Consider the following 26,083-nt stretch of genomic DNA (forward strand, 5'->3'; position numbering starts at 1 on the left):
GCAGAATGAACCACAGCACCGGCACCCTTTATATCGTTTCCGCTCCGTCTGGCGCGGGCAAGACCAGCCTGGTCAAGGCATTGATCGACGCTCAGCCAAGCATCCGCCTCTCGGTATCACACACCACCCGCGCCATGCGCCCGGGTGAAGAGAACGGCGTGAACTACCACTTCGTCGATCGCGCCGAGTTCCACCGCATGATCGAGCACGGTGATTTTCTGGAGCAGGCCGAAGTGTTCGGCAATTGCTACGGCACCTCTCGCAGCGCGCTGCAGCAGACCCTGGACGAAGGCCACGACCTGATCCTGGAGATCGACTGGCAAGGCGCCCAGCAAGTACGCAAGCTGATGCCGGCTGCACGCTCCATCTTCATCCTGCCGCCTACCCAGCAGGCCCTGCGCCAGCGCCTGACCAACCGTGGCCAGGACAGCGACGAAATCATCGATGGGCGCATGCGCGAGGCAGTCAGCGAGATGAGCCACTTCGACGAATACGATTACCTGGTGATCAACGACGACTTCGCCACCGCACTGGATGACCTGAAGGCCATTTTCCGCGCCAACACCTTGCTCAAAGCGTCGCAACAGGGTCGTTACAGCGAACTATTGGGCCAATTACTGGCTTAAATGAAGCTTTCCGCGCTGCGATAGGGTACCGTTGAGGTGTCTGCGCAGCGGCTGGACAGGCTGTTTGGAAATCAGCGCTTCCCTTAAGGCTGGTGATTTTTTAAACTATCGAGTCCGCTCGCCCATCCGGGCTGCGCGCATATTGCATTTGCTACGAGGAAGACCATGGCCCGCGTAACCGTTGAAGACTGCCTAGAACACGTGGAAAACCGCTTTGAGCTGGTCATGCTCTCTACCAAGCGTGCCCGTCAACTGGCCACCGGCGGCAAAGAGCCCCTGGTCCAGTGGGAAAACGACAAGCCTACCGTTGTGGCCCTGCGCGAAATCGCCGAAGGCCTGATGAGCTACGAGTTCATCGCCAACGCTGAAATCGTCGAAGACGAACCGCTGTTCGCAGCGTTCGAGGACGAGTCCAACGAGGCCGTCTAAGCCTATGCCCGGTCGACGTAGTACGGCGCGCGTTTACAGCCTTCGGCAGGAGTCATCATGCCGAGCATAGACGCCCTCGCCGATCGCTTGTCGGCCTACCTCGGCGCCGACCAGGTCAACCTGGTCCGCCGGGCGTATTTCTACGCAGAACAAGCCCACGACGGCCAACGCCGCCGCAGCGGCGAGCCATACGTCACGCACCCGCTGGCAGTGGCCAATATTCTTGCCGACATGCACATGGACCATCAGAGCCTGATGGCGGCCATGCTGCATGACGTGATCGAAGACACCGGCATCGCCAAGGAAGCCCTCAGCTCGCAGTTTGGCGAGACCGTGGCCGAACTGGTGGATGGGGTCAGCAAGCTGACCCAGATGAACTTCGAGACCAAGGCCGAAGCCCAGGCCGAGAACTTCCAGAAAATGGCCATGGCCATGGCCCGCGATATTCGCGTGATCCTGGTCAAGCTCGCCGACCGCCTGCACAACATGCGCACCCTGGAAGTGCTGTCCGGTGAAAAACGCCGGCGCATCGCCAAGGAAACCCTGGAAATCTACGCCCCCATCGCCAACCGCCTGGGCATGCACAACGTGCGCGTGGAATTCGAGGACCTGGGTTTCAAGGCCATGTACCCGATGCGCTCGGCACGCATCTACCAGGCCGTGAAGCGCGCCCGCGGCAACCGCAAGGAAATCGTCCAGAAGATCGAGCAGTCCCTGAGCCATTGCCTGGCCGTGGACGGTATCGAGGGCGATGTCAGCGGCCGCCAGAAGCATATCTATGGCATCTACAAGAAGATGCGCGGCAAGCGTCGCGCCTTCAACGAAATCATGGACGTGTACGCCTTCCGCATCGTGGTGGACAAAGTCGACACCTGCTACCGCGTGCTCGGCGCTGTGCATAATTTGTACAAACCGCTGCCTGGGCGCTTCAAGGATTACATCGCGATCCCCAAGGCCAACGGCTACCAGTCGCTGCACACCACCCTGTTCGGCATGCATGGCGTGCCCATCGAAATCCAGATTCGCACCCGCGAGATGGAAGAGATGGCCAACAACGGCATCGCCGCGCACTGGCTGTACAAGTCCAGCGACGACGAGCAGCCCAAGGGCACCCATGCCCGCGCCCGTCAGTGGGTCAAGGGCGTGCTGGAAATGCAGCAACGTGCCGGCAACTCCCTGGAATTCATCGAGAGCGTGAAGATCGACCTGTTCCCGGACGAGGTCTACGTGTTCACGCCCAAGGGTCGCATCATGGAGCTGCCCAAAGGCTCCACGGCAGTCGACTTCGCCTATGCGGTGCACACCGACGTGGGCAACAGCTGCATTGCCTGCCGCATCAACCGCCGCCTGGCGCCACTGTCCGAGCCGCTGCAAAGCGGCTCCACGGTGGAAATCGTCAGTGCTCCCGGCGCGCGACCGAACCCGGCCTGGCTCAATTTCGTGGTCACCGGCAAGGCGCGCACGCACATTCGTCACGCCCTCAAGCTGCAGCGGCGCTCCGAGTCCATCAGCCTGGGCGAACGCCTGCTGAACAAGGTACTCAACGGCTTCGACAGCGCGCTGGAGAGCATTCCGGCCGAGCGCGTGCACGCCATGCTGGCCGAGTACCGCCTGGAGCAGATCGAAGACCTGCTCGAAGACATCGGCCTGGGCAACCGCATGGCCTACGTGGTGGCGCGCCGCCTGCTGGCCACCGAAGGCGAGCAACTGCCCAGCCCCGAAGGCCCGCTGGCCATCCGCGGCACCGAGGGCCTGGTGCTCAGCTACGCCAAGTGCTGCACGCCGATCCCGGGCGACCCCATCGTCGGCCACCTGTCGGCGGGCAAGGGCATGGTCGTGCACCTGGAAAACTGCCGCAACATCAGTGAAATCCGCCACAACCCGGAAAAATGCATCCAGCTTTCCTGGGCCAAGGACGTCACCGGCGAATTCAATGTCGAGCTGCGCGTGGAGCTCGAGCACCAGCGCGGCCTGATCGCCCTGCTGGCCAGCAGCGTCAACGCTGCCGATGGCAATATCGAGAAGATCAGCATGGATGAGCGCGATGGCCGCATCAGCGTGGTCCAGTTGGTCGTCAGCGTGCACGACCGCGTGCACCTGGCTCGCGTGATCAAGAAACTGCGGGCGCTGACCGGCGTCATCCGCATAACACGGATGCGTGCGTAACGCGGCCTTCCCCCTGCCAAGGAGTCATCAATGACCAAGACCGTTATCACCAGCGACAAGGCCCCGGCCGCCATCGGCACCTACTCCCAGGCCATCAAGGCGGGCAACACCGTCTACATGTCCGGGCAGATCCCGCTGGACCCGAAAACCATGGAACTGGTGGAAGGTTTCGAAGCCCAGACCGTACAGGTCTTCGAAAACCTGAAGGCCGTGGCCGAAGCGGCTGGCGGCTCGTTCAAGGACATCGTCAAACTGAACATCTTTCTGACTGACCTGAGCCACTTCGCCAAGGTCAACGAAGTGATGGGCCGTTACTTCGAACAGCCTTACCCAGCCCGCGCCGCCATCGGCGTGGCCGCACTGCCACGCGGTGCCCAGGTTGAAATGGACGCCATTCTGGTCGTCGAGTAAGCCGAGTACGGCGAAGCGCCACGCGCTTCGCCATCCCCCTCCCCGGAAGGATTTCCCTACATGCGCCACGCGCTTGTCCTGCCGTTGCTGGCCGCGCTGCTGAGCGGCTGCGCCAGTCACAGCAATGTCGACCCCAGCGGGGTCTGGATCAACCAGAAAGCCATCGATACCGCCGCCAAGGGCCAAGGCCTGCGTGACGCCCTGAGCGCCAGCGGCCCGGTACTGGAATGGCAGCTCAACACCAAGGCTGGCCAGACCAGCTTCAGCAATGGCTTCGAGCGCGTGCAGGGCAACCTGCAGCCGCTGGGCAAGGGCAAGTGGGCCGCTGATTTCCCCGGCAACCTGCACCAGCAAATGACAGCCGATGATGATGAACTGATTCTGACCGCCAGCCAGGCCGGTCCCAAGCAGGTATTCGTCAAACCCAAGACCAGCGTAGAGCCGGGTGCACCGCTGGGCAGCAGTTTCGAGCAGGCCTTGTACGCTGCCTATCTGGGCGGCGACTGGACTATCGTCGAAGGCCCGGGCCAAGGTGGCGCCGTGCACTTCCTGGCCAACGGCCAACTGGCCGGCCTGCCTGACGCCGACCGCTACGCCCTGTGCCTGGCCGGCGACTGCGCCACCATGACCGGCGACGCGGACAGCATGTGGATCGAGCTGAACAAGCACGGCGCGCCGTACATCTTCAAGCGCGACGGCAAGCAGCTGGAAATCTTCGACGTGGTCAACCAGGCCCAGGCCGACGAAATGCCCAGCTTCACCCAAGGCGCCCGCCGCTGGCTGCTGAAAAAGCAGTGACCTGACCTCACGAAATCATACATCGCAACTCCCCCTGTAGCAGCTGCCGAAGGCTGCGTCAGGGGCCCCGCGCCATGCCTGGCCCTACGCGGCGCCCGTGACGCGGCCTGGCGGCCGCTGCTACAGAAGGTGTAGGCGGTGAATGGCGTTATTCGCCACTCAGGATGGCTTCGTAGCCTTCTCTGTAACTGGGGTACTGCGGCACCCACCCCAACGCCCGCGCCTGCGCATTGCTGCAACGCTTGTTGCCATTGCGACGCACCGTGGACTCCTCGGCCCACCCCGTCACCCCCAGCCGCACACGCAACCATTCCACCACATCGGCCAGCGGTGCCGGCTTGTCATCCACGCCCAGGTAACAGCTGGCTACCGGCTTGCCTTCGGCATCACTGCGCAACAGAAACGCCAACAACCCGGCCGCGTCATCGCTGTGGATGCGATTGCCGTACAGGGCAGGCTCATGCGCCACCCGGTAGCCCTGCCGCACCTGCTCCAGCAAACGCTGACGGCCCGGCCCATAGATGCCCGTCAAGCGCACCACCGTGGCGGGCCAGCCGCTGGCCCGGGCGACGTCTTCAGCTTCAAGCATCAGGCGACCGGAATAACCGACCGGCTCGGTGGCCGAAAACTCGTCGATCCACTCCCCCGCCGATTGCGCGTACACGCTACTGCTGGAGACAAACACCAGACGTTGAGGCATCTGTCGGTGATAACCGAGCCAACCCACCACCCGCTTTAGCCCATCGACATAGGCAGCCTGGTAGCCGGCCTCGTCGTGCTGGCTGGCCGCCACGCAATACACCACATAATTGATGTGCCCCTGGGGCCAGTCCAGCGGGCACCGGTCCAGCCCCAGATCGCCGGCGACCGGCACCACCCCATCCGGCAACGCTGACACCTGTCGGCGCATGCCAAATACCTGCCAGCCAAATGCGAGCAGCTGCCGGGCCAGACGGCCGCCGACGTCACCGCATCCGATGATCAAAACGCTTGGCACAGCCATTTTTCTGCTCCTGAGTCCGCTCAACACCACGGTCTAGATACTACTTTAGCGACAAAAAGCAGCAAAAAAACACGCGTATCGCTTTTGTTAACAAGAATTACTTGCAATAATCACTGCCCATTTTGTTCTCGGCCCGCTCTCGAGGCCTGGAAGGACATTCACTCATTTCCCTCTTAGGTCCGGCCAGCATGACTCAACACTGCCCTAGCGCTTCGCCATCCCGTACACGCCCATGGCGCGGTATTGCCGCCCTGGTCATCGGCCTGGCACTGACCCCGACAGCCTTCGCAGACGAAGCCGCCAACGCCGCACACCAGGCTGCACCCGCTGCTGCCACCGCTGCCGCGCCCACCGCGCCGGTTGCCGACCATACCGCATTGCCAGCTGCCGCCGCTGACGCCCAGGCTGCTGACGACGCCAGCGCCGAGCCCGTAGTGGAAACCGGCTTCGCCCTTGGCCACGACCTGTCGCCATGGGGCATGTTCCAGAACGCCGACATCATCGTGAAAATCGTCATGATCGGCCTAGCCATCGCCTCCATCATCACCTGGACTATCTGGATCGCCAAAGGTTTCGAACTGCTGGGCGCCAAGCGCCGCCTGCGCAGCGAGATTGCCCAGCTGAAGAAAGCCACCACCCTGAAAGCCGCCAGCGAATCGGCGAGCAAGGAAGGCACCCTGGCCCACCTGCTGGTGCATGACGCACTCGAAGAAATGCACCTGTCGACCAACGCTCGCGAGAAAGAAGGCATCAAGGAACGCGTCAGCTTCCGCCTGGAGCGCCTTGTAGCTGCCTGCGGCCGCAACATGAGCAACGGCACCGGCGTGCTGGCTACCATCGGTTCCACCGCGCCGTTCGTCGGCCTGTTCGGTACTGTATGGGGCATCATGAACAGCTTCATCGGCATCGCCAAAACCCAGACCACCAACCTGGCCGTGGTTGCCCCCGGCATCGCCGAAGCCCTGCTGGCCACCGCCCTGGGCCTGGTAGCCGCGATCCCGGCCGTGGTCATCTACAACGTCTTCGCCCGCTCCATCGCCGGCTACAAGGCTCAGGTTTCCGATGCTTCCGCCCAGGTACTGCTGCTGGTCAGCCGTGACCTGGACCACCAGCCAGGCGAGCGCACCGCTTCGCCACAAATGGTGAAGGTGGGTTAATCCATGGGTCTGCACCTCAACGAAGGTGGCGACGACCTCGCCGAGAACCACGAAATCAACGTCACGCCCTTCATCGACGTGATGCTGGTGCTGCTGATCATCTTCATGGTCGCAGCGCCCCTGGCCACCGTGGACATCAAGGTCGACCTGCCCGCGTCCACGGCCAAGCCGGCCCCCAGGCCGGAAAAGCCGCTGTTCCTCAGCGTCAAGGCCGACCAAAGCCTGTACCTGGGCGATGACAAGGTCGACCGCGCCCAGCTGGGGCAGGTGCTCGATGCCAAGACCAAGGGCAAGAAGGACACCACGATCTTCTTCCAGGCTGACAAGAGCGTCGATTACGGCGACCTGATGGACGTGATGAACGCCCTGCGTGGCGCTGGATACCTGAAAGTCGGCCTGGTAGGCCTAGAGACGGTAGGGAAGAAATGATCACGCCGCGCCAAAAGCTGACGCGTTACGGCGGTAGCCTTGCGGTGGTGCTCGGGGTTCACGCCCTGGCCATCGCCCTGGCGCTCAACTGGCATGCCGCGCCACCACCGGAAATGCCGCCCATGGCAATGATGGTGGAAATGGCGCCGGTACCCGAGGTAGCGCCGCCGCCACCGCCGAAGGTCATCACCCCGCCGACGCCGCCAACCCCGGTCGAGGAGCTGCCACTGCCCAAGCTGGCCGAGGCGCCCAAGCCGACGATTGCCATCCCCAAGCAGGAAAAGCCCAAACCCAAGCCCAAGCCACAGCCGCCCAAGCCTGAGAAGAAGCCTGAACCGCCCAAGGAAGAGCCGCCGTCGGAAAAGGTTGTAGACACCGCCCCCGCCAAGGACTCCGCGCCCAAGGCGCCAGTGGCCCAGCCGCAGATGCCGTCCAACAGCAATGCACTGCCCAACTGGCAGGGCGACCTATTGCGTCACCTGGCCAAGTTCAAGAAGTACCCCGAAGACGCACGGCGTCGCGGCCTGCAGGGCATCAACCGCCTGCGCTTCGTGGTGGACGCCGAGGGCAAGGTGCTGTCGTACGAGCTGGCCGGTGGTTCGGGCAGCGCGGCGCTGGACCGTGCGACCCTGGACATGATCCGTCGTGCCCAGCCGTTGCCGCCGCCGCCCAAGGAGCTGCTGAACAATGGCAGCCTGGAAGTGGTTGCACCTTTCGTCTACTCGTTGGACAAAAGATGAATATCTGTTTCTGACATACAGATGCAACCTTGATAACGTGCGTCTATCGATTGCAGCCGCTATGCTGGGCTCGCAACTTCATGGACGCACGTTATGACTCTCACAGAATTGCGCTACATCGTCACCCTTGCCCAGGAGCAGCACTTTGGCCACGCCGCCGAGCGTTGCCATGTCAGCCAGCCGACCTTGTCGGTGGGGGTGAAGAAACTCGAAGATGAACTGGGTGTGCTTATTTTCGAGCGCAGCAAGAGCGCCGTGCGCCTGACCCCCGTGGGTGAAGGCATCGTTGCCCAGGCCCAGAAGGTGCTTGAACAGGCCCAAGGCATTCGCGAGCTGGCCCAGGCCGGCAAGAACCAGCTGACCGCGCCCCTGAAGGTCGGTGCCATCTATACCGTCGGCCCCTACCTGTTCCCGCACCTGATTCCGCAACTGCACCGGGTTGCCCCGCAGATGCCGTTGTACATCGAAGAGAACTTCACCCACATCCTGCGCGACAAGCTGCGCAATGGCGAACTGGACGCGGTGATCATCGCCCTGCCGTTCAACGAAGCCGATGTGCTGACGCTGCCGCTGTATGACGAACCCTTCTATGTGTTGATGCCGGCCGGCCACCCCTGGACCCAGAAGGAGACCATCGATTCGGGCCTGCTCAACGACAAGAGCCTGCTGTTGCTGGGCGAAGGCCACTGCTTCCGCGATCAGGTACTGGAAGCCTGCCCCACGCTGGTCAAGGGCACCGAAGGCGCCAAGCACACCACCGTGGAATCCAGCTCGCTGGAAACCATCCGCCACATGGTGGCCTCGGGCCTGGGTGTGTCGATACTGCCGCTGTCCGCCGTGCACAGCCATCATTACGCCCCAGGCGTGATCGATGTTCGCCCGCTGACCCCGCCGTCGCCGTTCCGCACCGTGGCCATCGCCTGGCGCGCCAGCTTCCCGCGGCCCAAGGCCATCGAGATCCTCGCCGACTCCATCCGCCTGTGCTCCGTGGCCAAGCCGACCCCGTTGAGTAAAGTTGCGACATGACCGAGCTGTCCAAGGTATCGGTCACGGCCCTTAAGGGCATCGGCGAGGCCATGGCCGAGAAGCTGACCAAAGTAGGGCTGGAAAACCTGCAGGACGTGCTGTTCCACCTGCCCCTGCGCTATCAGGACCGCACCCGCGTTGTACCGATCGGCGCCCTGCGCCCAGGCCAGGACGCCGTGATCGAAGGCGTGGTCAGCGGTGCCGACGTGGCCATGGGCAAGCGCCGCAGCCTGCTGGTGCGCCTGGGTGACGGCACCGGCTCGCTGAGCCTGCGCTTCTACCATTTCAGCAACGCCCAGAAAGAAGCGCTCAAGCGCGGCACGCACCTGCGCTGCTATGGCGAAGCGCGCCCCGGTGCCTCGGGCCTGGAAATCTACCACCCTGAATACCGCGCCCTGACTGGCGATGAACCGGTGCCGGTGGAGCAGACCCTGACGCCCATCTACCCCACCACCGAGGGGCTGACCCAGGCCCGCCTGCGCCAACTGTCGCAACAGGCCCTGTCCATGCTGGGCCCGCGCAGCCTGCCCGACTGGCTGCCCGCGGAACTGGCCAGCGAGCACCAATTGGCGCCGCTGGACCAGGCCATCCGCTACCTGCACAATCCACCGCCCGACGCCGACCTGGAAGAACTGGCCGTGGGGCACCACTGGGCCCAGCACCGCCTGGCCTTCGAAGAGCTGCTGACGCACCAGCTGTCCCAGGCACGCCTGCGTGACAGCCTGCGCGCCTTGCGTGCCCCGGCGCTGCCCAAGGCCAAGCGTCTGCCGGCCCAATACCTGGCCAACCTGGGTTTCGCGCCCACGGGCGCCCAGCAGCGCGTGGGCAAGGAAATCGCCTACGACCTCAGCCAGCGCGAACCCATGCTGCGCCTGGTACAAGGCGACGTCGGCGCCGGCAAGACGGTGGTGGCCGCGATGGCGGCGCTGCAAGCGCTGGAGGCGGGTTACCAGGTGGCGCTGATGGCGCCCACCGAGATTCTCGCCGAGCAGCATTTCATCACCTTCAAGCGCTGGCTCGAGCCGCTGGGCATTGAAGTCGCCTGGCTGGCCGGCAAGCTCAAGGGTAAGGCACGCGCCAGTGCCCTGGAGCAGATCGCCGGCGGCGCGCCCATGGTGGTCGGCACCCATGCGCTGTTCCAGGACGAAGTGAAGTTCGCCAAGCTGGCCCTGGTGATCATCGACGAACAGCACCGCTTCGGTGTACAGCAGCGCCTGGCGCTGCGCCAGAAAGGCGTGGGCGGCCGCATGTGCCCGCACCAGCTGATCATGACCGCCACGCCAATCCCCCGTACCCTGGCCATGAGCGCCTATGCCGACCTGGACACCTCGGTGCTCGACGAGCTACCGCCCGGCCGCACGCCGGTCAATACCGTGCTGGTGGCCGACAGCCGGCGCATCGAGGTGATCGAGCGCGTGCGCGCCGCCTGCGCCGAAGGCCGCCAGGCCTATTGGGTGTGCACGCTGATCGAGGAATCCGAGGAACTGACCTGCCAGGCTGCCGAAACCACCTTCGAGGAACTGACCAGCGCCCTGGGCGAGCTGCACGTGGGCCTGATCCACGGGCGCATGAAGCCTGCGGAGAAAGCCGAGATCATGGCGCTATTCAAGGCCGGTGAGTTGCAACTGCTGGTCGCCACTACGGTGATCGAGGTGGGCGTCGACGTGCCCAACTCCAGCCTGATGATCATCGAGAACCCGGAACGCCTGGGCCTGGCGCAGCTGCACCAACTGCGCGGTCGCGTGGGGCGTGGCAGCGCGATCAGCCACTGCGTGCTGCTGTATCACCCGCCGCTGTCGCAGATCGGCCGCGAACGCCTGGGTATCATGCGTGAAACCAACGACGGCTTTGTCATCGCCGAAAAAGACCTGCAGCTGCGCGGCCCCGGCGAGATGCTGGGTACACGCCAGACCGGTTTGCTACAGTTCAAGGTAGCGGACCTGATGCGTGATGCCGACCTGCTGCCTGCAGTGCGGGATGCGGCGCAGTCCTTGCTGTCGCAATGGCCCGCGCACGTCGACCCCTTGCTTGACCGCTGGCTGCGTCATGGCCAGCAATACGGGCAGGTTTGACCCTAACGTAGACGCGACCGCCAGCCTGGGCTGGCCGGTCCCCCTCCCCGACACCTTTCGGGCGCATGGATGGGCCATCGCAGCCTCGCGGCAGCGCCTACAAACATCAAAAAGACTTGGCACGATGGATCCAGCAGCACCCACAAGGTGGGTATACTGTCGCCAAAGTAAGAATATGGATACAGACCATGACTGAAGTTGCCCTGGACACCGCAACCCCGCAAACCCCGTCTGTCATTCAATTGATGCTGGGCAAGCTGGGTATCAGCTACCGAGAGGTGTTGGACCATCCCGCGCTGGACCCTGCACGCAAGGTTCAGGCTGTGCTGCTCAACGATGCCGTCGGCGCGCTCATGGTGCTGTTCCCTCAGAACCATCTGCTGGACCTCAACCGCCTTGCCGAGTTGACCGGCCGCAAGCTGACTGCCGTGCCGCTCGACCGCATGGAGAAAATGCTCGGCAAGCACGAACTGGCGCAACTGCCAGGCCTGCCGACGCTGACCAGCTCACCGTGCCTGTATGAGGAACAGCTGCTCAACCCAAGCGACCTGCTGATCCACTCAGGTCAGCCTGGCCTGCTGCTGGAAATCACCCGCGACGACTTCCGCAAGATGCTCAGCAAGGCCAGCGCCGGCAATTTCGGCGAGCCGCTGACCAGCATCCGCCCCAACCTCGACCGCCCCGATGATGACCGCCAGGAAATCACCCAGGCCGTGCAGGTGTTCACCGCGCGGCGCATCCAGCAGCGCCTGGAAGCCACCATCGAGATCCCGCCGCTGGCGGAAACTGCGCAAAAGATCATCAAGCTGCGGGTAGACCCCAACGCCACCATCGATGACATCACCGGCGTGGTTGAAACCGACCCCGCCTTGGCCGCGCAAGTGGTGAGCTGGGCGGCATCGCCCTACTACGCCTCGCCAGGCAAGATTCGCTCGGTGGAAGATGCCATCGTGCGCGTGCTGGGCTTCGACCTGGTGATCAACCTGGCCCTGGGCCTGGCATTGGGCAAAACCCTGAGCCTGCCCAAGGACCAGCCGCAGCACGCCACGCCCTACTGGCAGCAGTCGATCTACACCGCTGCGGTAATCGAAGGCCTGACCCGCGCCATCCCGCGCGCCCAGCGCCCCGAGACCGGCCTGACGTACTTGGCGGGCCTGCTGCACAACTTCGGCTATCTGCTGTTGGCACACGTTTTCCCGCCGCACTTCTCGCTGATCTGCCGTCACCTGGAGGTCAACCCGCACCTGTGCCACAGCTACGTGGAACAGCACTTGCTGGGCATCACCCGCGAGCAGATCGGCGCCTGGCTGATGCGTTTCTGGGACATGCCCGAAGAGCTGGCCACGGCACTGCGCTTCCAGCACGACCCAAGCTACGACGGCGACTACGCCCAGTATCCGAACCTGGTGTGCCTGGCCGTGCGCCTGCTGCGCAGCCGCGGCATCGGCTCGGGCGCCGACGAAGGCATTCCGGATGAATTGCTGGAGCGCCTGGGCCTGACCCGCGACAAGGCCGAGGACGTGGTCAGCAAAGTGCTGGACGCCGAAGTGCTGCTGCGCGAACTGGCGTCGCAGTTTACCCAGCACTGAAACCGCGTCGCCTGCATCGCGACTAAAGTCGGCTCCTACGCCATCCGGGGTAGGAGCCGGCCTTGGCCGCGATGCAGGCGACGCGATCAACTGCTTACGCTTGGGCTTATGCCTACTTCTTCTTGGGCTTGAGGTACTTCATCACGCCCTGGAACCAGATCACCAGCGCCGGATTGCCCTTGATCTGGATCGCCTTGTCCTGAATCCCCTGCATGAACGCCAACTGCTTGTTGCGCGCCTGCAGCGTCTCATACCCGTAGGCGGCGTCCTTGAAGGCGATGGCAAACGCAGGGTCAGCCACTTTGCCGCCCTTGCTGGTCACGCGCATGTCCTTGACGATGAAATGCCGCGCTACCTTGCCATCCAGCGTTTGCAGCTGGAACACCAGGTCGCGGTCCTTGAGTTGCTGGCTGAATGCCGGATTATTACGGCTGGCCCTGGCCATCAGAAAGCCCATGGCCCAAAGCAGAAAGCGAAACTTCATGTACACGCCTCGAAAGTGATGAGTGACGGTCAGCGCAGTGTACCGCCACTTTAATGATTTTCCCTTCTATATTTCGCTTTTAGACGCTTGATCGGCGATTTATCGCTTTGTTTCAGCAGGCAACAATCTACGCCGCGTTGCCACCTTCCATTGTGGCCTGAACTGGGTCACGATTAAGTCTTGAACGGAAAAGGACGTGCCACCTCTGAACGAATCAGACCGTACAAAAAAACAGGCACGCCATCCGTTTGACAGCCGAGCCAGGGGCCACTAGCTTCAGTTGGATCCCACACATATTTTGTTACATCTGATCAGGTGCACCGATCGTGACAGCCAAAAAGTCGTTGAGCTCTATTCTGGTGAGCGAGCAGGTTCCAGCCCATCTTGCACGCTCTGTCATCGAAGAAAAACTGCGCAGCGCCATCCTGGACGGCCGACTCCCCGAGGGCATGGCATTACGGCAACAGGAATTGGCCACGCTGTTTGGCGTCAGCCGCATGCCTGTGCGCGAGGCCCTGCGCCAGCTGGAGGCACAGTCACTGCTCAGGGTTGTAATGCACAAGGGCGCCGTGGTTGCACCGCTGATCGGCGAAGACGCCGTGGACACCTACAAGCTCAGGCTGTTGCTGGAGAGCGAGGCGCTGCGCCAGTCCATCCCCAACCTGACGCCTGAGCACGTCGCCGAGGCGCGACACTACATCGACCAACTCGATACCGAGACCAATCTCAGCGAACTGGGCCGACTGAACCGTCTTTTCCACCTGTCCCTCTACGCTGGCACCAGCAATCGCAAGCTATTGCGCCTGATTGAGCACGAGCTCAACGAAGAAGAGCGCTTCCTGCGCTTCCATCTGTCGTCAATGGGGCTGGGCAAACCCAAACAGGACGACCACATCGAACTGGTCGACGCCGCGCAGGACGGTGACGTCGAGCGCGCGGTGAGGACACTGGAACGTCATCTCAACAACGCTGCCAATACCATCCAGCACTACCTGGACACACGCGAAACTGAATGAACCGGGGGCGCGCCCAGGGAGGCGGCGCGTTGCCACTTGCCAGCCCAACCGGGCAGAGGGAAGGCTGTGCACGCTCAAGACAACCCGTGGTTGATGGTGAAGAATTCCGGGCAGCCGGCGCTGATGCGCCTGATCTGCTTTTCCTGTGCCGGTGCAGACCCGGCGATGCCCCTGGCGTGGGCCGACGACCTGGATGACCACATTGAATTGGTGTCGGTGTGCCTGCCCGGGCATGGCTCACGCACAGAAGAAGCCGCACTCGACGATTGGCCCACGCTGCTGGAGCAAACCTTCGCGCAGCTCAAGCCCCTGCTTGCCGCCCCCCATGCCCTGTTCGGCCATTGCCTTGGCGGCAGCATCGCCTACGAAATAGCCAAGCGCGCCACCCGCGCCTTCCCAGGTCAGACTCACCGCCTGTTCGTCGCCGGCTGCCGCAGCCCGGACTCGCGCCCCCGCCCGCCCCTGCTGCATCAACTGCCACGGCCAGCCCTGTTCGAAGCGCTGCAGGCCCTCAATGCCGTTACCGCAGAGCAATGCGCCGACCTGCACTTCACCCTGTCTGTGGAACCCATGCTGCGCTGCGACCTCACCCTGGCCGAGTCCTGGTCTGATACCACCGGGCATTCGCTGGATGTGCCATTGACCGCGTTGTACGGAAGTGACGACCCATTGGATCCACTGGCCGACATGCTGCGATGGGGCCAGTTCACCCAGCGTGAGTTCGAGTTGATCGAACTGCACGGTGACCATTTCTTCGTACACAGCCAGCGTCAACGCCTGTTGCACATTTTCAATACCCACCTGGGCTTGCTCAGCGCCTGACTCCCCCCCTTTCCTTACTCTCCGAAACCACCCGCTGATGGCAAACTGACCATTTAGCGCACACTCTTGCATGTACCGAGCCCATGAATGGCCCGGCATCACAATGGGCCGCCGACCGTCACCCATGCAGGAGCATCTCTTACAGGGCCTCACGCCCTCAAATATTTGAATCAGTAACACCCAGCCCTTTGCAGTGCTTCGGGTGATGCATTCACCCGTTTTTATTATTTTGACCGTTAAACGTCGAAAGGGGAGCACTTGCACTTCTAAAACATGTCGAGCTTGTTTTAGCGGACTCTTGTTTTCATCAAAAACGTAACTATCTGTTTTTTAACGAATTTATTTGAACAAACTAAAATTCATGGTCTAACTTTCAGCATGTCGACAGCGGCACCGTCGACGCAGAAAACCTGGCCCGAATATTAATTTACACCCCTTCACCTAAACAAAGGAGTTATTCACGACCAATAACTACGACAGCGGCAAACCACTCTTTCTCCGTTGACAGCTTGTTCAATACATTAGGAAAACGACATGACTATTAACAACGTTTTGCTTGAACAGAAAAAGAACGAACTGGGTGCCCATCCGATCTTCGGCGAAATCAATTCGCTGCCAATACTGCAGCGGTTCATGGAAACCCATGTATTCGCGGTATGGGATTTCATGTCGCTGACCAAACGCCTGCAGCGTGAGCTGACCTGCGTGAGCCTGCCCTGGCTGCCGCCCCGTGACGCCAAATCGGCCAGGTTGATCAACGAAATCGTGCTGGGCGAGGAGACCGATCAGCACCTGCATCAAGGCCACTACAGCCATTTCGAGCTGTACCTGGACGCCATGCGCGAGATCGGTGCCGACACCGGCCCCATCGAGCATTTCGTCGGGCTTCAAGCTGAAGGCGTCAACTACGTAACCGCCCTGCACAGCGTCAACGCCGACCCGGCCGCCATCGACTTCGTCTGCAACACCCTGGACACCGCGCTGCATGCACCGGCCCATGCGGTAGCCGCCGCATTCCTGCATGGCCGCGAAAGTGTGATCCCGCAGATGTTCCAGCGCATCCTGGACGACTGGGGCATCACCGAGCGCCAGGCGCCCACGCTGTTCTACTACCTGCAACGGCATATCGAAGTTGATGCCGACGATCACGGCCCCGCCGCCCAGGCGCTGCTAGACCGCATGGTGGGCGATGACCCGCAGCGCCTGCACGAAGTGCACGAGGCCGCCCTGGCTGCCATCGACAGCCGCATGGCGCTGTGGGACCGCCTGCGCGTCAGCATGCTGGCAGGCACCGAGGTGGGCGCATGAACGCCGCCGACTACTGCTCGTTCGCCGACGCCTGGGAGGACCGCGCCACCATCCGCACCCGCCCGCGGCGGCGGGTGGAGGACGACCAGCGGCTGATCTACCCCCTCAGCCGCCAACCGCTGGTGCTCAGCGCAACCTTTTTGCGCGAATGCCCTCAGCAACGGGACTTCGCGCTGGTGCAGAGCCTGTACAAATTCATCCACGACGTGGTGATTTTCGAGACCGAAATTGTCAACCACACCGCCAGCGCCATTGCCCGCGGACGCTTCGCCCACGACTTCCCGTTTGCCTGTCGCTACGACGCCATGACGGTGGTGGTGGACGAGGACTACCACGCACTGGTGGCGATGGACTTCATGCAGCAGACCATCGAGCTGACCGGCATCACACCGGTGGCCCTGCCCAGCGAAATCGAGCTCAGCCGGGCCATCCCGGCGGCGCTGGCGCAGGTGCCTGAGGCATTGCGCCAGGCGGCCGAGCTGATCTGCGTGGCGATCGCCGAGAACACCCTGACCAACGATGTGGCGGCGTTCGCCCGCGACGCCACGGTGAAAGAGTCGGTCAAGGGCCTGATGGCCGACCACCTGCAGGACGAAGGTCGTCACGCCACGTTCTGGCAGCGCCTGGTGCGCATTTACTGGCAGGCCGCCCCTGCGGCCGACCAGGCCAGCCTGGCGCAGATGCTGCCCACCTTCATCGAACGCTACCTGACCAATGACATCCAGAAAGCCTTCGACTTGGCGCTGATCGAACACCTGCACCCCGACCCTGGCGTGCGCCAGGCCCTGCGCGAGGAAGCCCAAGGGCTGGCGTTCCCGATCAACCGCCAGCATCCGCTGCTGGGCAACATCCTGCGCTTTTTCAAAGGCAGTTCGATGCTCGACAGCCCCTGCGTGCGCGATGCCCTGGCGGCCTACCTGCCCTGACCCGAGGAAACGACCATGAGACGTCTGCAGATCATCGTGTGTGGTTCCAGCCCGGCGCTGCGCGGGCTGTGCGATGCGTTACGCGAACACGGGCACCAGGTCGGCAATGGCGGGGGCCCGGCCGAGCTGTTGATTGAGGATGGCAGCCAGCCAGCGCTGCCAGCTGTCGGCAGCCGCTGCGTGCACTTGGGGCTGCGCGTAAGCATTGCCCCGGTCGACAATCAGCTGCCTGCCGTGCAATGGCAGTGCTGGGCAGGCAGCGCGCAGGCACAGCGGCTGATCATCTGCCAGGCAGCGCCATCGCCTGACAACGGCAATGGCGAGGCGATGCGCGCGCAACTGGTGCAGGACCTGATTGAGCGCATGACGCTGGAGATCACCCGTTTTTCCCGCGACCTCCAGCATTTTGCCCAGCGTCCGCCTTGCGATGCGTCGGCACTGGCAGGCCAGCAGGGCTTGCACGCGCTGGATTCACTGGCTTACTGGCATCACCTGAACCAGACCTTGCAACCCCACCTGCTGCCATCGGCGCAACCACCGCTGCTGCAGCAACTGCAAGCCAGCCTGCTGCACAACGCCCACCGCCCTGCCCTGCAATGGGCCGAAGGCAGCCTGACTTATGGCGAGCTGCACGAGCGGGTGCTGGCCATCCGCAGCGCATTGCAACCCCACCTGAAGCCCGGCCAACCCCAGGTCATCGGGGTATGCCTGGAGAAATCGGCCGACCTGTATGCAGCCTTGCTGGCAGTACTGGGCAGCGGCGCGGTCTACCTGCCGATGGACCCCGGGCATCCCGCCTCACGCCTGCAAGCCATCGTCGAAAATGCCCAGGCCAGCGTGCTGCTTTACAGCGGCACAGCCCCCTTCGAATACCCAGGCCTGCTGTGCCTCGACAATCTGCCGCCGGCCAGTCGCGCCTCGATGTTTGAACCGCTCGCCGACTGCCACGCCCCCGCCGTCGCCATCTACACCTCCGGCACCACCGGGCAGCCCAAAGGCGTACTGCTCAGCCACGCCAACCTCAACCATTTCCAGGCCTGGTACCGCCAGCATGTCGACCTGCAGCCTTGCAGCCGCGTGCTGCAGTTCTCCACCATCGGCTTTGACGCCTCGCTGCTGGACATCCTGCCCACCTTCATCGCCGGCGCAACGCTGGTGGTGCCGACCCCGGACCAGCGCCGCGACCCCAGCCAGCTGCTGGAGCTGATCAACGCCCAGGAAGTAAGCCATGCCTTCCTGCCGCCGGCACTGCTGAGCATTCTGCCCAGCGACCAGCCCATGACCTTGCAGCACCTGATTACCGGCGGCGATGTCTGCGAACCGGCGGTGTTGGAGGCGTTCGCCCACCGCTGCCAGCTGCACAACATCTACGGCCCTACCGAAGCCACGGTGCTGGCCACCACCCGGCTCATGCTGGCCGGGGACAACCCTCGCCAGTTAGGCCGGCCGATCGCCAACGCGCAGGTGCTGATCCTGGATGACGAGGGCCACCCGGTGGCCGACGCGACGCCTGGCGAGCTGTACATCACTGGCGCAGGCGTGGGCCTGGGGTACCTGAACAACGCGGCCTTGAGCGCCGAACGCTTCGTCACCCTCAAACTGCCGGGCGGCCAGCCGCTAGCCGCCTACCGCACTGGTGATATCGGCCAATGGGGCAGCGAAGGCATCACCCTGTGCGGCCGCCGCGACAACCAGGTGAAAATACGCGGTTTCCGGGTGGAGCCCGAGGACATCGAACATTGCCTGCGCGCCAGCGGCCAGTTCGCCCAGGTGGCCGTGGCGGTCGATGCTCAACGACGCTTGCTGGCCTTCGTGGCCCAGCCGCGCCAAGGCGATGATCAGGCATTGGCCAGGCTCAGGGAACACGCCCAGGCCCACCTGGCCGACTACATGCGCCCGCTGCATTACACCGAACTGGCCGTGTTGCCGGCCACCGCCAACGGCAAGGTCGACCGCCGCGCCCTGCTGGCCATTCCGCAGGCCGCCAGCGCGGCACGCGTTCGGCACGCGCCGGCCAATCCCGGCGAGGCCAAGCTGCTGACGTTGTGGAGCGAGCTGCTGGAGCTGCCTGCGGACGACATCTGCACTCAGGACAGTTTCTTCAACCTGGGCGGCCATTCGATCCTGCTGTCGCAAATGCTGCTGCAGATCCGCGAGCGCTTCGGCACCGGCATTTCCATCAATCGCTTCATCGAGCAGCCTACCCTTCAGCGCCTGGCCGAACTGGTCAGTGGCGTCGAGGATCAGGTTCGACAGGTCAGCCCCCAGGCCCTGAGCGATGCCTTCCGCGACCTGGAGCTGATGGCGCTGCCCATCGATCGCCTGGGCGATGTGAACAAAGTGGTGGTCACCGGCGCCAACAGTTTCCTCGGCGTGCACATTGTCGAGGCCCTGCTGGCCTGGGGCGCCAGCGAGGTGGCCTGCCTGGTGCGCGAGCAACCCGGGCTCAGCGCCAGCGAACGTTTCCGGCAGGCGCTGGTGGAGAACCGTCTGGAGCACCTGGACCTCAGCCGTGTGCACGTCCATGCCGCCGACATCACCCAGCCGCAGTTGGGCCTGAGTGACGAGGTGTACGCCCACATCGACCAGCACTACGGCGCCCTGATCCACAACGCCGCCCTGGTCAACCACGTGCTCGACTACGAGGCGCTGGCGGCCAGCAACGTCGAACCGGTGTTCCATTGCCTGCGCCTGTGCGAGGGGCGCAGCAAGAAAATCTTCAATTTCGTGTCGACCTTGTCGGCATCCAGTGTGATCGACGCCAACGGCAACGTGCTGGAGGAGCCGCCAGCCGACACGCCGCCGATCTACATCCGCAACGGCTACAACCTTTCCAAATGGGTAGCCGAGCGCATCCTGCAACGGGCGCGCGAACAGGGCGTGTGGGCCAACCTCTACCGCCCCGGCAACATCACGTTCAACAGCCGCACCGGTGTGTGCCAGCCGCACAAGAACCGCCTGATGCTGATGCTCAAGGGCTCGCTGCAACTGGGCCAGGTGCCCGCCCTGAGCCTGAACTTCGATCTGATGCCGGTGGACTTCCTGGCCCGCTTCCTGGCCTTCCATTGCACCCGCTATCAGCCCCGCCAGGCGGTGTTCAACCTGCACAACCCCGAACCGCTGAGCTGGGCCAGCTACGTGGCGGCCTTCCGCGAGGCCGGGCGTGAGTTCGAGCTGGTCAGCGTCGCCCAGTGGCAACAGCAACTGGGCCACGTGGGCAGCGACAACGCGCTGTTTGGCGTGCTGGGTTTTTACCTGGATGGTTTCGAAGAAGACATCGGCGATATCTCGCGCATCGACCACGGCAATGCCCGCAGCGGCGTGCAGCGCATGGGCGAGTGCTACCCCAGTAAAACCCCGGCGCTGCTGCGCAAGGGCTGTGCGTACCTGAAGGAAATCCAGTTCATCTGAACCACCCCACACCGAGGAGCAACACCATGAATGCACTGACTCCCGATACCCTGATCCGCAACCCGCAGGGCTGCACCGTGATCGCCAGCGTGGATATCAATGCCGATGCCGACAAAGTCTGGAAAGTGGTCGGCGATTTCGCTGGTTTTCACCACTTCATCCCGGCGCTGGAACGCATCGAAATGACCGGCACTGGCGTGCGTTCGGTGCGCAAGAAGTTCTTCAAGGACGGCGAGAACATCGTCATCGAGCAGCTCAACAGCCACGACGACCAGCAGCGCTGCATGACCTGGAGCCTGATCTACACCACCCTGAACATCGGCAACCTGTGGGCGTCGATGCAAGTGCACAAGACCGAGCAGGGCGCGCAGGCGGTGTGGACCATCCAGGGCGAACCGTGGGAAGGCGGCGCCGAAGCCCTGCCCGGTTTCCAGGCGTTTTTGCAGGAGTTCGCCGATGGCGCCATGAATAACGTACGCAATCTGTTCGGCTGATGGCGACATCCAGGGCCGGCGCAGCCTGACGGCAGCGGCTACACACCCGTAGCCGCTGCCGCAAGGCTGCGCTGGCCCTCCCATCCCCCAAGAAATCCCCAGCGCACGCCAAATGTTGCAAAATGCGAATGGCTTCATGAAAATAAGACTAATTATCATTCATGCAGTTTTGCGCAGCGCGTCTCTATGTCCTCCCAAGAATATGCCGTGCACTCGCTCTACAGCCATCATCACGGTTGGCTCAACGCTTGGCTGCGCAGCCGCCTCGGCAATGCGGCCGATGCAGCAGACCTTGCCCAAGACACCTTCCTGCGCCTGCTGCAACGCACTGAACTCCTGGAACTGAGCGCCCCACGGGCCTTCCTCCGCACCATCGCGCGGGGCTTGGTGATTGATCACTGGCGCCGCGAGGACCTGCACCGCGCCTACCTGGAAACCATTGCCCACCTGCCCGCCGACCAGGTACCCAGCCTGGAGGAGCGCGCCCTGCTGCTGGAGCTACTGGAAAGCATCGCCCGCCTGCTCGACGGCCTGAAACCCAAGGTGCGCACGGCCTTCCTGCTGTCGCAATGCGAAGGCATGGCGCACAAGGACATCGCCACACACATGGGTATTTCCCTGCGCTCGGTAGAGCGCTACGTGGCCGACGCGCTCTACCACTGCTACCTGCTGCGCTATGAATACTGACCCCAACGCCGCCCCCGACCCGCGCATGGTGCGCCAGGCCATCACCTGGATGCTGCGCATGGGTAACGCCGGCCCCGATGCCCGCGTGCAGCGCCAGTTCGCGGACTGGCGCGCCGCAGACCAGCGCCACGAATTGGCGTGGCAGCGCATCCAGGCCATGAACCAGGAAATAGCCAGCAGCTACCGCGCCGTGCCGGGCGCAGGCCAGGCCCTGGAAGCCGGTGCGCAGCGCCTGGGTCGCCGCCAGGCGCTGAAGCTGTTGGGCGTGGCCACAGCCATGGGCAGCGCCGCCTGGCTGGGGCGTAACCTGGACCAGTGGCAGCAATGGTCGTCGGACTACGCCACCGGCGTCGGCGAGCGGCGCAGCTACACCCTGCCCGACGGCTCGCGGATGCAACTCAACACCCGCAGTGCTGCCGACATCAGCTTCAGCGGCAAGCAGCGTCTGGTAAGTCTCAAGCACGGCGAGATCATGCTGACCTGCCAGCCCGATCCGCGGCCGTTCAGGGTCAGCAACCGCGATGCGCTGTTCGAGGCGGCCGAAGGTCGATTCATGGTGCGCCAGCAGGACAACTGCACGCGCCTGACCGTTGCCACCGGCAAGGTAGCCATGTACCCCGGTCAGGGCAGCACACTGGTGTGGGCCCACGCCGGCCAGAGCTGGCAGATCGACCCAGCCGGCCCACGGTTGCTGACCGCCGCCGACATGGACATGGGCGCCTGGGCCGAAGGCCTGATCGTGACCCGCGACATGCGCCTGCAAGCCTTCCTCGAAGAAGTGGGCCGATACCGCCATGGCTACCTGGGGTGCGCGGCCGAGATTGCTGACCTTCGCCTGTCCGGCGTATTCCGCCTGGACGACACAGACAAGCTGCTGGCCCTGCTGCCCCAGACCCTGCCCGTGCAACTGCGTACCCGCACGCGCTACTGGGTGCGCCTGGAAAGCGCCTGACCTGTAGCCGCTGCCGCCAGGCTGCGCTGTCCCGCATTCCAACCCTGAATTTTCGGGTGTACTTGAGGGCCAGCGCAGCCTGGCGGCAGCGGCTACGGGTTGAGGTTGTGGAGGCTTTTGGATTTTTTTTGGCGGGTTTTGTCGCGCCACCCGGCTTGGACAGTAATCAACCTGTTCATGCCCCTTTGGAACTGCACCATGACCGGCAAAACCCCTGACCTGCGCGCCACACTGCTGTCCACCGCCATCGCCCTGGCCGCCCTGCCCTTCGCTGCGCACGCCGCGCAACCTGTCGCCACCCAGGCCGCCAGCCGCACCTTCAACATCCCAGCAGGCCCATTGGGCGACGCCCTGAACCAGTTCGCCCGCCAGGCCGGCATCACGCTTGCCAGCACCCCGGATCAAACCCAGGGCAAGCAAAGCGCCGGGCTGCAGGGCAGCTACAGCGTGGAACAGGGCCTGCACACCCTGCTGACCGGCAGCGGCCTGCAAGCCAGCAGCGCCGACGGCAGCAGCTTCATCCTGCAGGCTGCCCAGGACCAGGCCATGACCCTGCCGTCCACCGACATCCGCGGTTTCACCCTGGGCAACGCACTGGGCAGCACCGACGGCTACAACGCCACCCACAGCCAGATCGCCACCAAAACCAGCACCGCCCTGCTGGAAACCTCGCAAAGCGTCTCGGTGGTCACCCGCCAGCAAATGGACGACCAGGGCGCGCAAACCGTCGCCCAGACCATGCGCTACACCCCCGGTGTGCTGACCAACCCCTATGGCGCCACCCACCGCTATGACTACGTCGCCATGCGCGGCTTCAACGACGGCTCGGTCGACAACATCTACATCGACGGCCTGAAGTCCATGGGCGACAGCGGCACCTACAGCACCATGCAGATCGACCCGTATTTCCTCGAGCGGGTGGACATCCTCAAAGGCCCTTCATCGGTGCTTTACGGCCGCAGTTCGCCAGGCGGCCTGGTGGCGCTGACCACCAAGAAGCCGCTGTACGAGGACTACCACGAGATTCAGGCCACCGTCGGCACCCAGGGCCAGCATGGCGTGGGCTTCGACTTCAGCGGCCCGCTGGATGACGAAAAGCATATTGCCTACCGGGTGACCGGCCTTACCCACCAGGCCGACACCCAGTTTGATCACAACGAGGAAAAGCGCTACGCCATCGCGCCCACCCTGAGCATCGACTTCGACGAAGATACCTCGCTGACCCTGCAAGCCTACCTCCAGCATGACCCTGAGGGCGGCTACCACGGCGGCCTGCCCGCCGATGGCCTGCTGAGCCAGCACAACGGTCAGCGCATCTCCGAGCACTTCTTCGAAGGCGAGCCAGGCATAGACCACTACAGCCGCGACCAGCAGTCGTTCGGCTACCAGTTCGAGCATCGCTTCAACGACGTATTCACCGCGCGGCAGAATTTCCGCTACCTGGATTCCAAGGTCGATCTGGACCAGGTCTATGCCTATGGCTGGGTCTCGCCCAGCAGCAACGAGCTGAACCGCTACTACTCAGGCGCCAGCGAAAAACTGCACTCGTTCATCATCGACAACATGCTGCAGGCGGACTACTTCACCGGCGCCGCCAAGCACACCACCCTGCTGGGTGTGGACTACCAGCGCCGCAAGACCGTGGTGGACTGGACCAGCGGCTCGCTGGCGTCCATCAACGCCTTCAACCCGGTGTACGGCAATTCCGCCATCAGTTACTACAGCCCCACCAGCTACCTGCGCCGCCTGCAGCAGACCGGTGTGTACCTGCAAGACCTGATCGAGCTGGACAAGTGGCGCATCTCCCTGGGCGTGCGCCAGGACTGGGTGAAGACCTCGGATGAGAACCGCATCGCCGAGACCGGCCGGCCGGAAGGCACGGTCATCAGCGACCAACGCAGCAAGCTCACCACCCGCGCCGGGGTGCTGTACTTGTTCGACAACGGCATCGCGCCGTACATCAGCTATTCGGAGTCGTTCAACCCCAACTCCTACTCCGACGCTGCCGGCAACCCGCTGCCGCCCACCGACGGCACCCAATGGGAAGCCGGCCTGAAGTACCAGCCGCCCGGCTCGGAGAACCTCTACACAGCGTCGGTGTTCCGCATCGATCAGGAGAACCTGGCCACCAAGCTGCCGCAGGAAAATTTCTACCGCGCCATCGGTGCCGTGCGCTCCCAGGGCCTGGAGCTGGAAGCCCACATGCAGTTGACCGACAACCTGAAACTGCTGGGCAGCTATACCTTCACCGACCTGAAATACAGCAAGTCGATGATCAGCACCCTGAGCACTGCCGACAACGTGATCGAGAACAAGGGCAACTCACCCACCCAGGCGCCACGGCAGATGGCCTCGCTGTGGGCTGACTATAAATTCGACAGCAGCGTGCTGGATGGCCTGCGCGTGGGCGCGGGCGTGCGGTATGTGGGCTACAGCTGGGCGGACGCCGAGAACACCACCAAAGTGCCGGCCTACACCCTGTATGACGCGTCGGTGGGCTACGACCTGGGCAAGATCGGCCTCAAGGGGCTGGACCTGCGCGTGAATGCCAACAACCTGACCAACGAGAAATACGTGGCCACCTGCGCCAGCCTGAACTTCTGCTACGTGGGCGAGGAGCGCAACGTGGCGGCTACCCTGAGCTACAAGTTCTGACGCGGTAATCCTGTAGCCGCTGCCGCAGGCTGCGCTGGCCCTCATGCACGCTGCAAATCTCCAGCGAGGCACAGGGCAAGCGCAGCCTGGCGGCAGCGGCTACACGGTGTACTCGGTCTCCAGCGCATCCAACTGGTGATCGAACGCCCGCAAGCGCGTCGACCAGGTGTACACCAGCACCTCCATCTCCCTGTCGATCACCGCACCGCCCTTGATACTGGCGCGCGGGTCGCAGAAATCCAGCAGGTAGCGTTGGCGCGCCAGCGCCGTGGCGACGGTGGATAACTCACGGGCATCGTCCAGCCAATGCCACTCGCTGCTGTGAATTTCGTCGTCCAGCCCCTGGCATTCGCGCTTCAACGCCTCCAGGGATTTCTCCAGTGGCGTGCCCGCCAGATCACCCATCACCTCCTGGAAGGTGCGCCCGGGTTGCCAGTAGCTGCCCCAGAAATAACGGTCGAACACGGTTTCGACCTTGCGCAGGGCAACCTTGGTGTCCCAGATGCGTACCAGCGTGTGGCCTTGGGTTTGCCGTCGTTTTTTCAGCAAAGCGTTTTCGTGGGCCGACCAGGCCAGCACCGCCATCGCCAGCACGCCGATCAACCCCAGCGCACTATTGAAGAAAACCAGAGCCTGCTCGATTTGATGGGCCTCGATGACCCCGTAGAAGTAAGTGGCAGTAATCAATCCGAGCGCCGTGGTGGCGCACCAGAAGCCTGGAGCATAGGAATCTTTCATAGTTATTATCATCCCATTGACCCGGGGCCAGTGATGACTGAAAGAATCCGCGTGAGTACCGCCGCGCGGTCATGAACAGACCACAGGAACCCGATAAATCAGAGCATAGGACACGCTATGGCAATTGCTGCCAGCAAAAGTCAA

General features: G+C 63.3%; 23 protein-coding genes. 20 read left to right on the forward strand and 3 right to left on the reverse strand.

Going from position 1 to position 26,083, the window contains the following annotated elements; genetic code table 11:
* Positions 1 to 5 precede the first annotated feature (5 nt).
* The 5 genes from gmk to ACZ9GA_RS27830 all read left to right on the forward strand — a co-directional run bounded on the left by gmk (position 6) and on the right by ACZ9GA_RS27830 (position 4,430).
* Positions 6 to 626: a guanylate kinase gene (gene gmk / locus ACZ9GA_RS27810; RefSeq protein ID WP_457359239.1), complete on the forward strand. Its 621-nt coding sequence runs from the start codon at positions 6 to 8 to the stop codon at positions 624 to 626.
* Between the two features lie 165 nt (positions 627 to 791).
* On the forward strand, positions 792 to 1,055 hold the full coding sequence (gene rpoZ, locus ACZ9GA_RS27815) for a DNA-directed RNA polymerase subunit omega (protein ID WP_003177259.1): 264 nt from the start codon (positions 792 to 794) through the stop codon (positions 1,053 to 1,055).
* A 57-nt stretch (positions 1,056 to 1,112) separates the two neighbouring features.
* Entirely contained in the window at positions 1,113 to 3,221 is a 2,109-nt protein-coding gene (gene spoT / locus ACZ9GA_RS27820) for a bifunctional GTP diphosphokinase/guanosine-3',5'-bis pyrophosphate 3'-pyrophosphohydrolase (protein WP_457359237.1), read from the forward strand.
* Between the two features lie 30 nt (positions 3,222 to 3,251).
* A complete protein-coding gene (locus tag ACZ9GA_RS27825) occupies positions 3,252 to 3,632 on the forward strand; it encodes a RidA family protein (RefSeq protein WP_008366837.1) in 381 nt (126 codons plus the stop codon).
* 60 nt (positions 3,633 to 3,692) lie between these two features.
* Positions 3,693 to 4,430 carry a hypothetical protein gene (locus tag ACZ9GA_RS27830; protein WP_457359235.1) on the forward strand — a complete coding sequence of 246 codons (738 nt, stop codon included), beginning with the start codon at positions 3,693 to 3,695 and terminating at the stop codon, positions 4,428 to 4,430.
* 148 nt (positions 4,431 to 4,578) lie between these two features.
* Here the strand turns inward: ACZ9GA_RS27830 and ACZ9GA_RS27835 are convergent, their stop codons facing one another.
* A complete protein-coding gene (locus ACZ9GA_RS27835; protein WP_457359233.1) occupies positions 4,579 to 5,433 on the reverse strand; it encodes an NAD-dependent epimerase/dehydratase family protein in 855 nt (284 codons plus the stop codon).
* 188 nt (positions 5,434 to 5,621) lie between these two features.
* Here ACZ9GA_RS27835 and exbB point away from each other — a divergent pair, with 188 nt between their 5' ends.
* The 6 genes from exbB to ACZ9GA_RS27865 all read left to right on the forward strand — a co-directional run bounded on the left by exbB (position 5,622) and on the right by ACZ9GA_RS27865 (position 12,446).
* The gene (gene exbB, locus ACZ9GA_RS27840) at positions 5,622 to 6,590 is read left to right on the forward strand and encodes a tonB-system energizer ExbB (protein WP_457359231.1); all 969 of its coding nucleotides are present in this window, start codon (positions 5,622 to 5,624) and stop codon (positions 6,588 to 6,590) included.
* A 3-nt stretch (positions 6,591 to 6,593) separates the two neighbouring features.
* A complete protein-coding gene (exbD, locus tag ACZ9GA_RS27845) occupies positions 6,594 to 7,019 on the forward strand; it encodes a TonB system transport protein ExbD (protein ID WP_027980793.1) in 426 nt (141 codons plus the stop codon).
* Complete coding sequence (locus ACZ9GA_RS27850; protein WP_457359230.1) at positions 7,016 to 7,759, forward strand: energy transducer TonB; 744 nt, start codon at positions 7,016 to 7,018, stop codon at positions 7,757 to 7,759. Before exbD ends, ACZ9GA_RS27850 begins: the two co-directional genes overlap by 4 nt.
* Before the next feature lie 93 nt (positions 7,760 to 7,852).
* Positions 7,853 to 8,785 (forward strand): hydrogen peroxide-inducible genes activator, encoded by a 933-nt coding sequence (locus ACZ9GA_RS27855; protein WP_027980795.1) that lies wholly within the window; start codon positions 7,853 to 7,855, stop codon positions 8,783 to 8,785.
* Complete coding sequence (recG, locus tag ACZ9GA_RS27860) at positions 8,782 to 10,857, forward strand: ATP-dependent DNA helicase RecG (protein ID WP_457359228.1); 2,076 nt, start codon at positions 8,782 to 8,784, stop codon at positions 10,855 to 10,857. Before ACZ9GA_RS27855 ends, recG begins: the two co-directional genes overlap by 4 nt.
* Before the next feature lie 188 nt (positions 10,858 to 11,045).
* The gene (locus ACZ9GA_RS27865) at positions 11,046 to 12,446 is read left to right on the forward strand and encodes an aminoacyl-tRNA deacylase and HDOD domain-containing protein (protein WP_457359226.1); all 1,401 of its coding nucleotides are present in this window, start codon (positions 11,046 to 11,048) and stop codon (positions 12,444 to 12,446) included.
* A 112-nt stretch (positions 12,447 to 12,558) separates the two neighbouring features.
* Here ACZ9GA_RS27865 and ACZ9GA_RS27870 read toward each other — a convergent pair whose 3' ends face one another.
* Positions 12,559 to 12,930 (reverse strand): helicase, encoded by a 372-nt coding sequence (locus tag ACZ9GA_RS27870; RefSeq protein ID WP_455920801.1) that lies wholly within the window; start codon positions 12,928 to 12,930, stop codon positions 12,559 to 12,561.
* Between the two features lie 326 nt (positions 12,931 to 13,256).
* Here ACZ9GA_RS27870 and ACZ9GA_RS27875 point away from each other — a divergent pair, with 326 nt between their 5' ends.
* The 9 genes from ACZ9GA_RS27875 to ACZ9GA_RS27915 all read left to right on the forward strand — a co-directional run bounded on the left by ACZ9GA_RS27875 (position 13,257) and on the right by ACZ9GA_RS27915 (position 25,201).
* A complete protein-coding gene (locus tag ACZ9GA_RS27875; RefSeq protein WP_457359224.1) occupies positions 13,257 to 13,946 on the forward strand; it encodes a GntR family transcriptional regulator in 690 nt (229 codons plus the stop codon).
* 66 nt (positions 13,947 to 14,012) lie between these two features.
* The gene (locus tag ACZ9GA_RS27880; RefSeq protein ID WP_457359222.1) at positions 14,013 to 14,768 is read left to right on the forward strand and encodes a thioesterase II family protein; all 756 of its coding nucleotides are present in this window, start codon (positions 14,013 to 14,015) and stop codon (positions 14,766 to 14,768) included.
* Positions 14,769 to 15,302: 534 nt separating this feature from the next.
* Positions 15,303 to 16,076, forward strand: a complete 774-nt coding sequence (locus tag ACZ9GA_RS27885) for a DUF3050 domain-containing protein (protein WP_457359220.1) — start codon at positions 15,303 to 15,305, stop codon at positions 16,074 to 16,076.
* Complete coding sequence (locus ACZ9GA_RS27890) at positions 16,073 to 17,002, forward strand: diiron oxygenase (RefSeq protein WP_457359219.1); 930 nt, start codon at positions 16,073 to 16,075, stop codon at positions 17,000 to 17,002. The genes ACZ9GA_RS27885 and ACZ9GA_RS27890 overlap by 4 nt, the downstream gene beginning before the upstream one ends.
* 15 nt (positions 17,003 to 17,017) lie before the next feature.
* The gene (locus tag ACZ9GA_RS27895) at positions 17,018 to 20,413 is read left to right on the forward strand and encodes a non-ribosomal peptide synthetase (RefSeq protein ID WP_457359217.1); all 3,396 of its coding nucleotides are present in this window, start codon (positions 17,018 to 17,020) and stop codon (positions 20,411 to 20,413) included.
* A gap of 26 nt (positions 20,414 to 20,439) precedes the next feature.
* Positions 20,440 to 20,907 carry an SRPBCC family protein gene (locus ACZ9GA_RS27900; RefSeq protein WP_457359216.1) on the forward strand — a complete coding sequence of 156 codons (468 nt, stop codon included), beginning with the start codon at positions 20,440 to 20,442 and terminating at the stop codon, positions 20,905 to 20,907.
* 186 nt (positions 20,908 to 21,093) lie between these two features.
* Positions 21,094 to 21,594, forward strand: a complete 501-nt coding sequence (locus ACZ9GA_RS27905; RefSeq protein WP_457359214.1) for a sigma-70 family RNA polymerase sigma factor — start codon at positions 21,094 to 21,096, stop codon at positions 21,592 to 21,594.
* Positions 21,584 to 22,546: a FecR domain-containing protein gene (locus tag ACZ9GA_RS27910; RefSeq protein WP_457359213.1), complete on the forward strand. Its 963-nt coding sequence runs from the start codon at positions 21,584 to 21,586 to the stop codon at positions 22,544 to 22,546. The genes ACZ9GA_RS27905 and ACZ9GA_RS27910 overlap by 11 nt, the downstream gene beginning before the upstream one ends.
* A gap of 198 nt (positions 22,547 to 22,744) precedes the next feature.
* Positions 22,745 to 25,201: a TonB-dependent siderophore receptor gene (locus ACZ9GA_RS27915; RefSeq protein WP_457359211.1), complete on the forward strand. Its 2,457-nt coding sequence runs from the start codon at positions 22,745 to 22,747 to the stop codon at positions 25,199 to 25,201.
* A gap of 99 nt (positions 25,202 to 25,300) precedes the next feature.
* Here the strand turns inward: ACZ9GA_RS27915 and ACZ9GA_RS27920 are convergent, their stop codons facing one another.
* Complete coding sequence (locus tag ACZ9GA_RS27920; RefSeq protein ID WP_027980808.1) at positions 25,301 to 25,939, reverse strand: hypothetical protein; 639 nt, start codon at positions 25,937 to 25,939, stop codon at positions 25,301 to 25,303.
* Positions 25,940 to 26,083 lie beyond the last annotated feature (144 nt).

The organism is Pseudomonas sp. TE3644, from assembly GCF_056278815.1.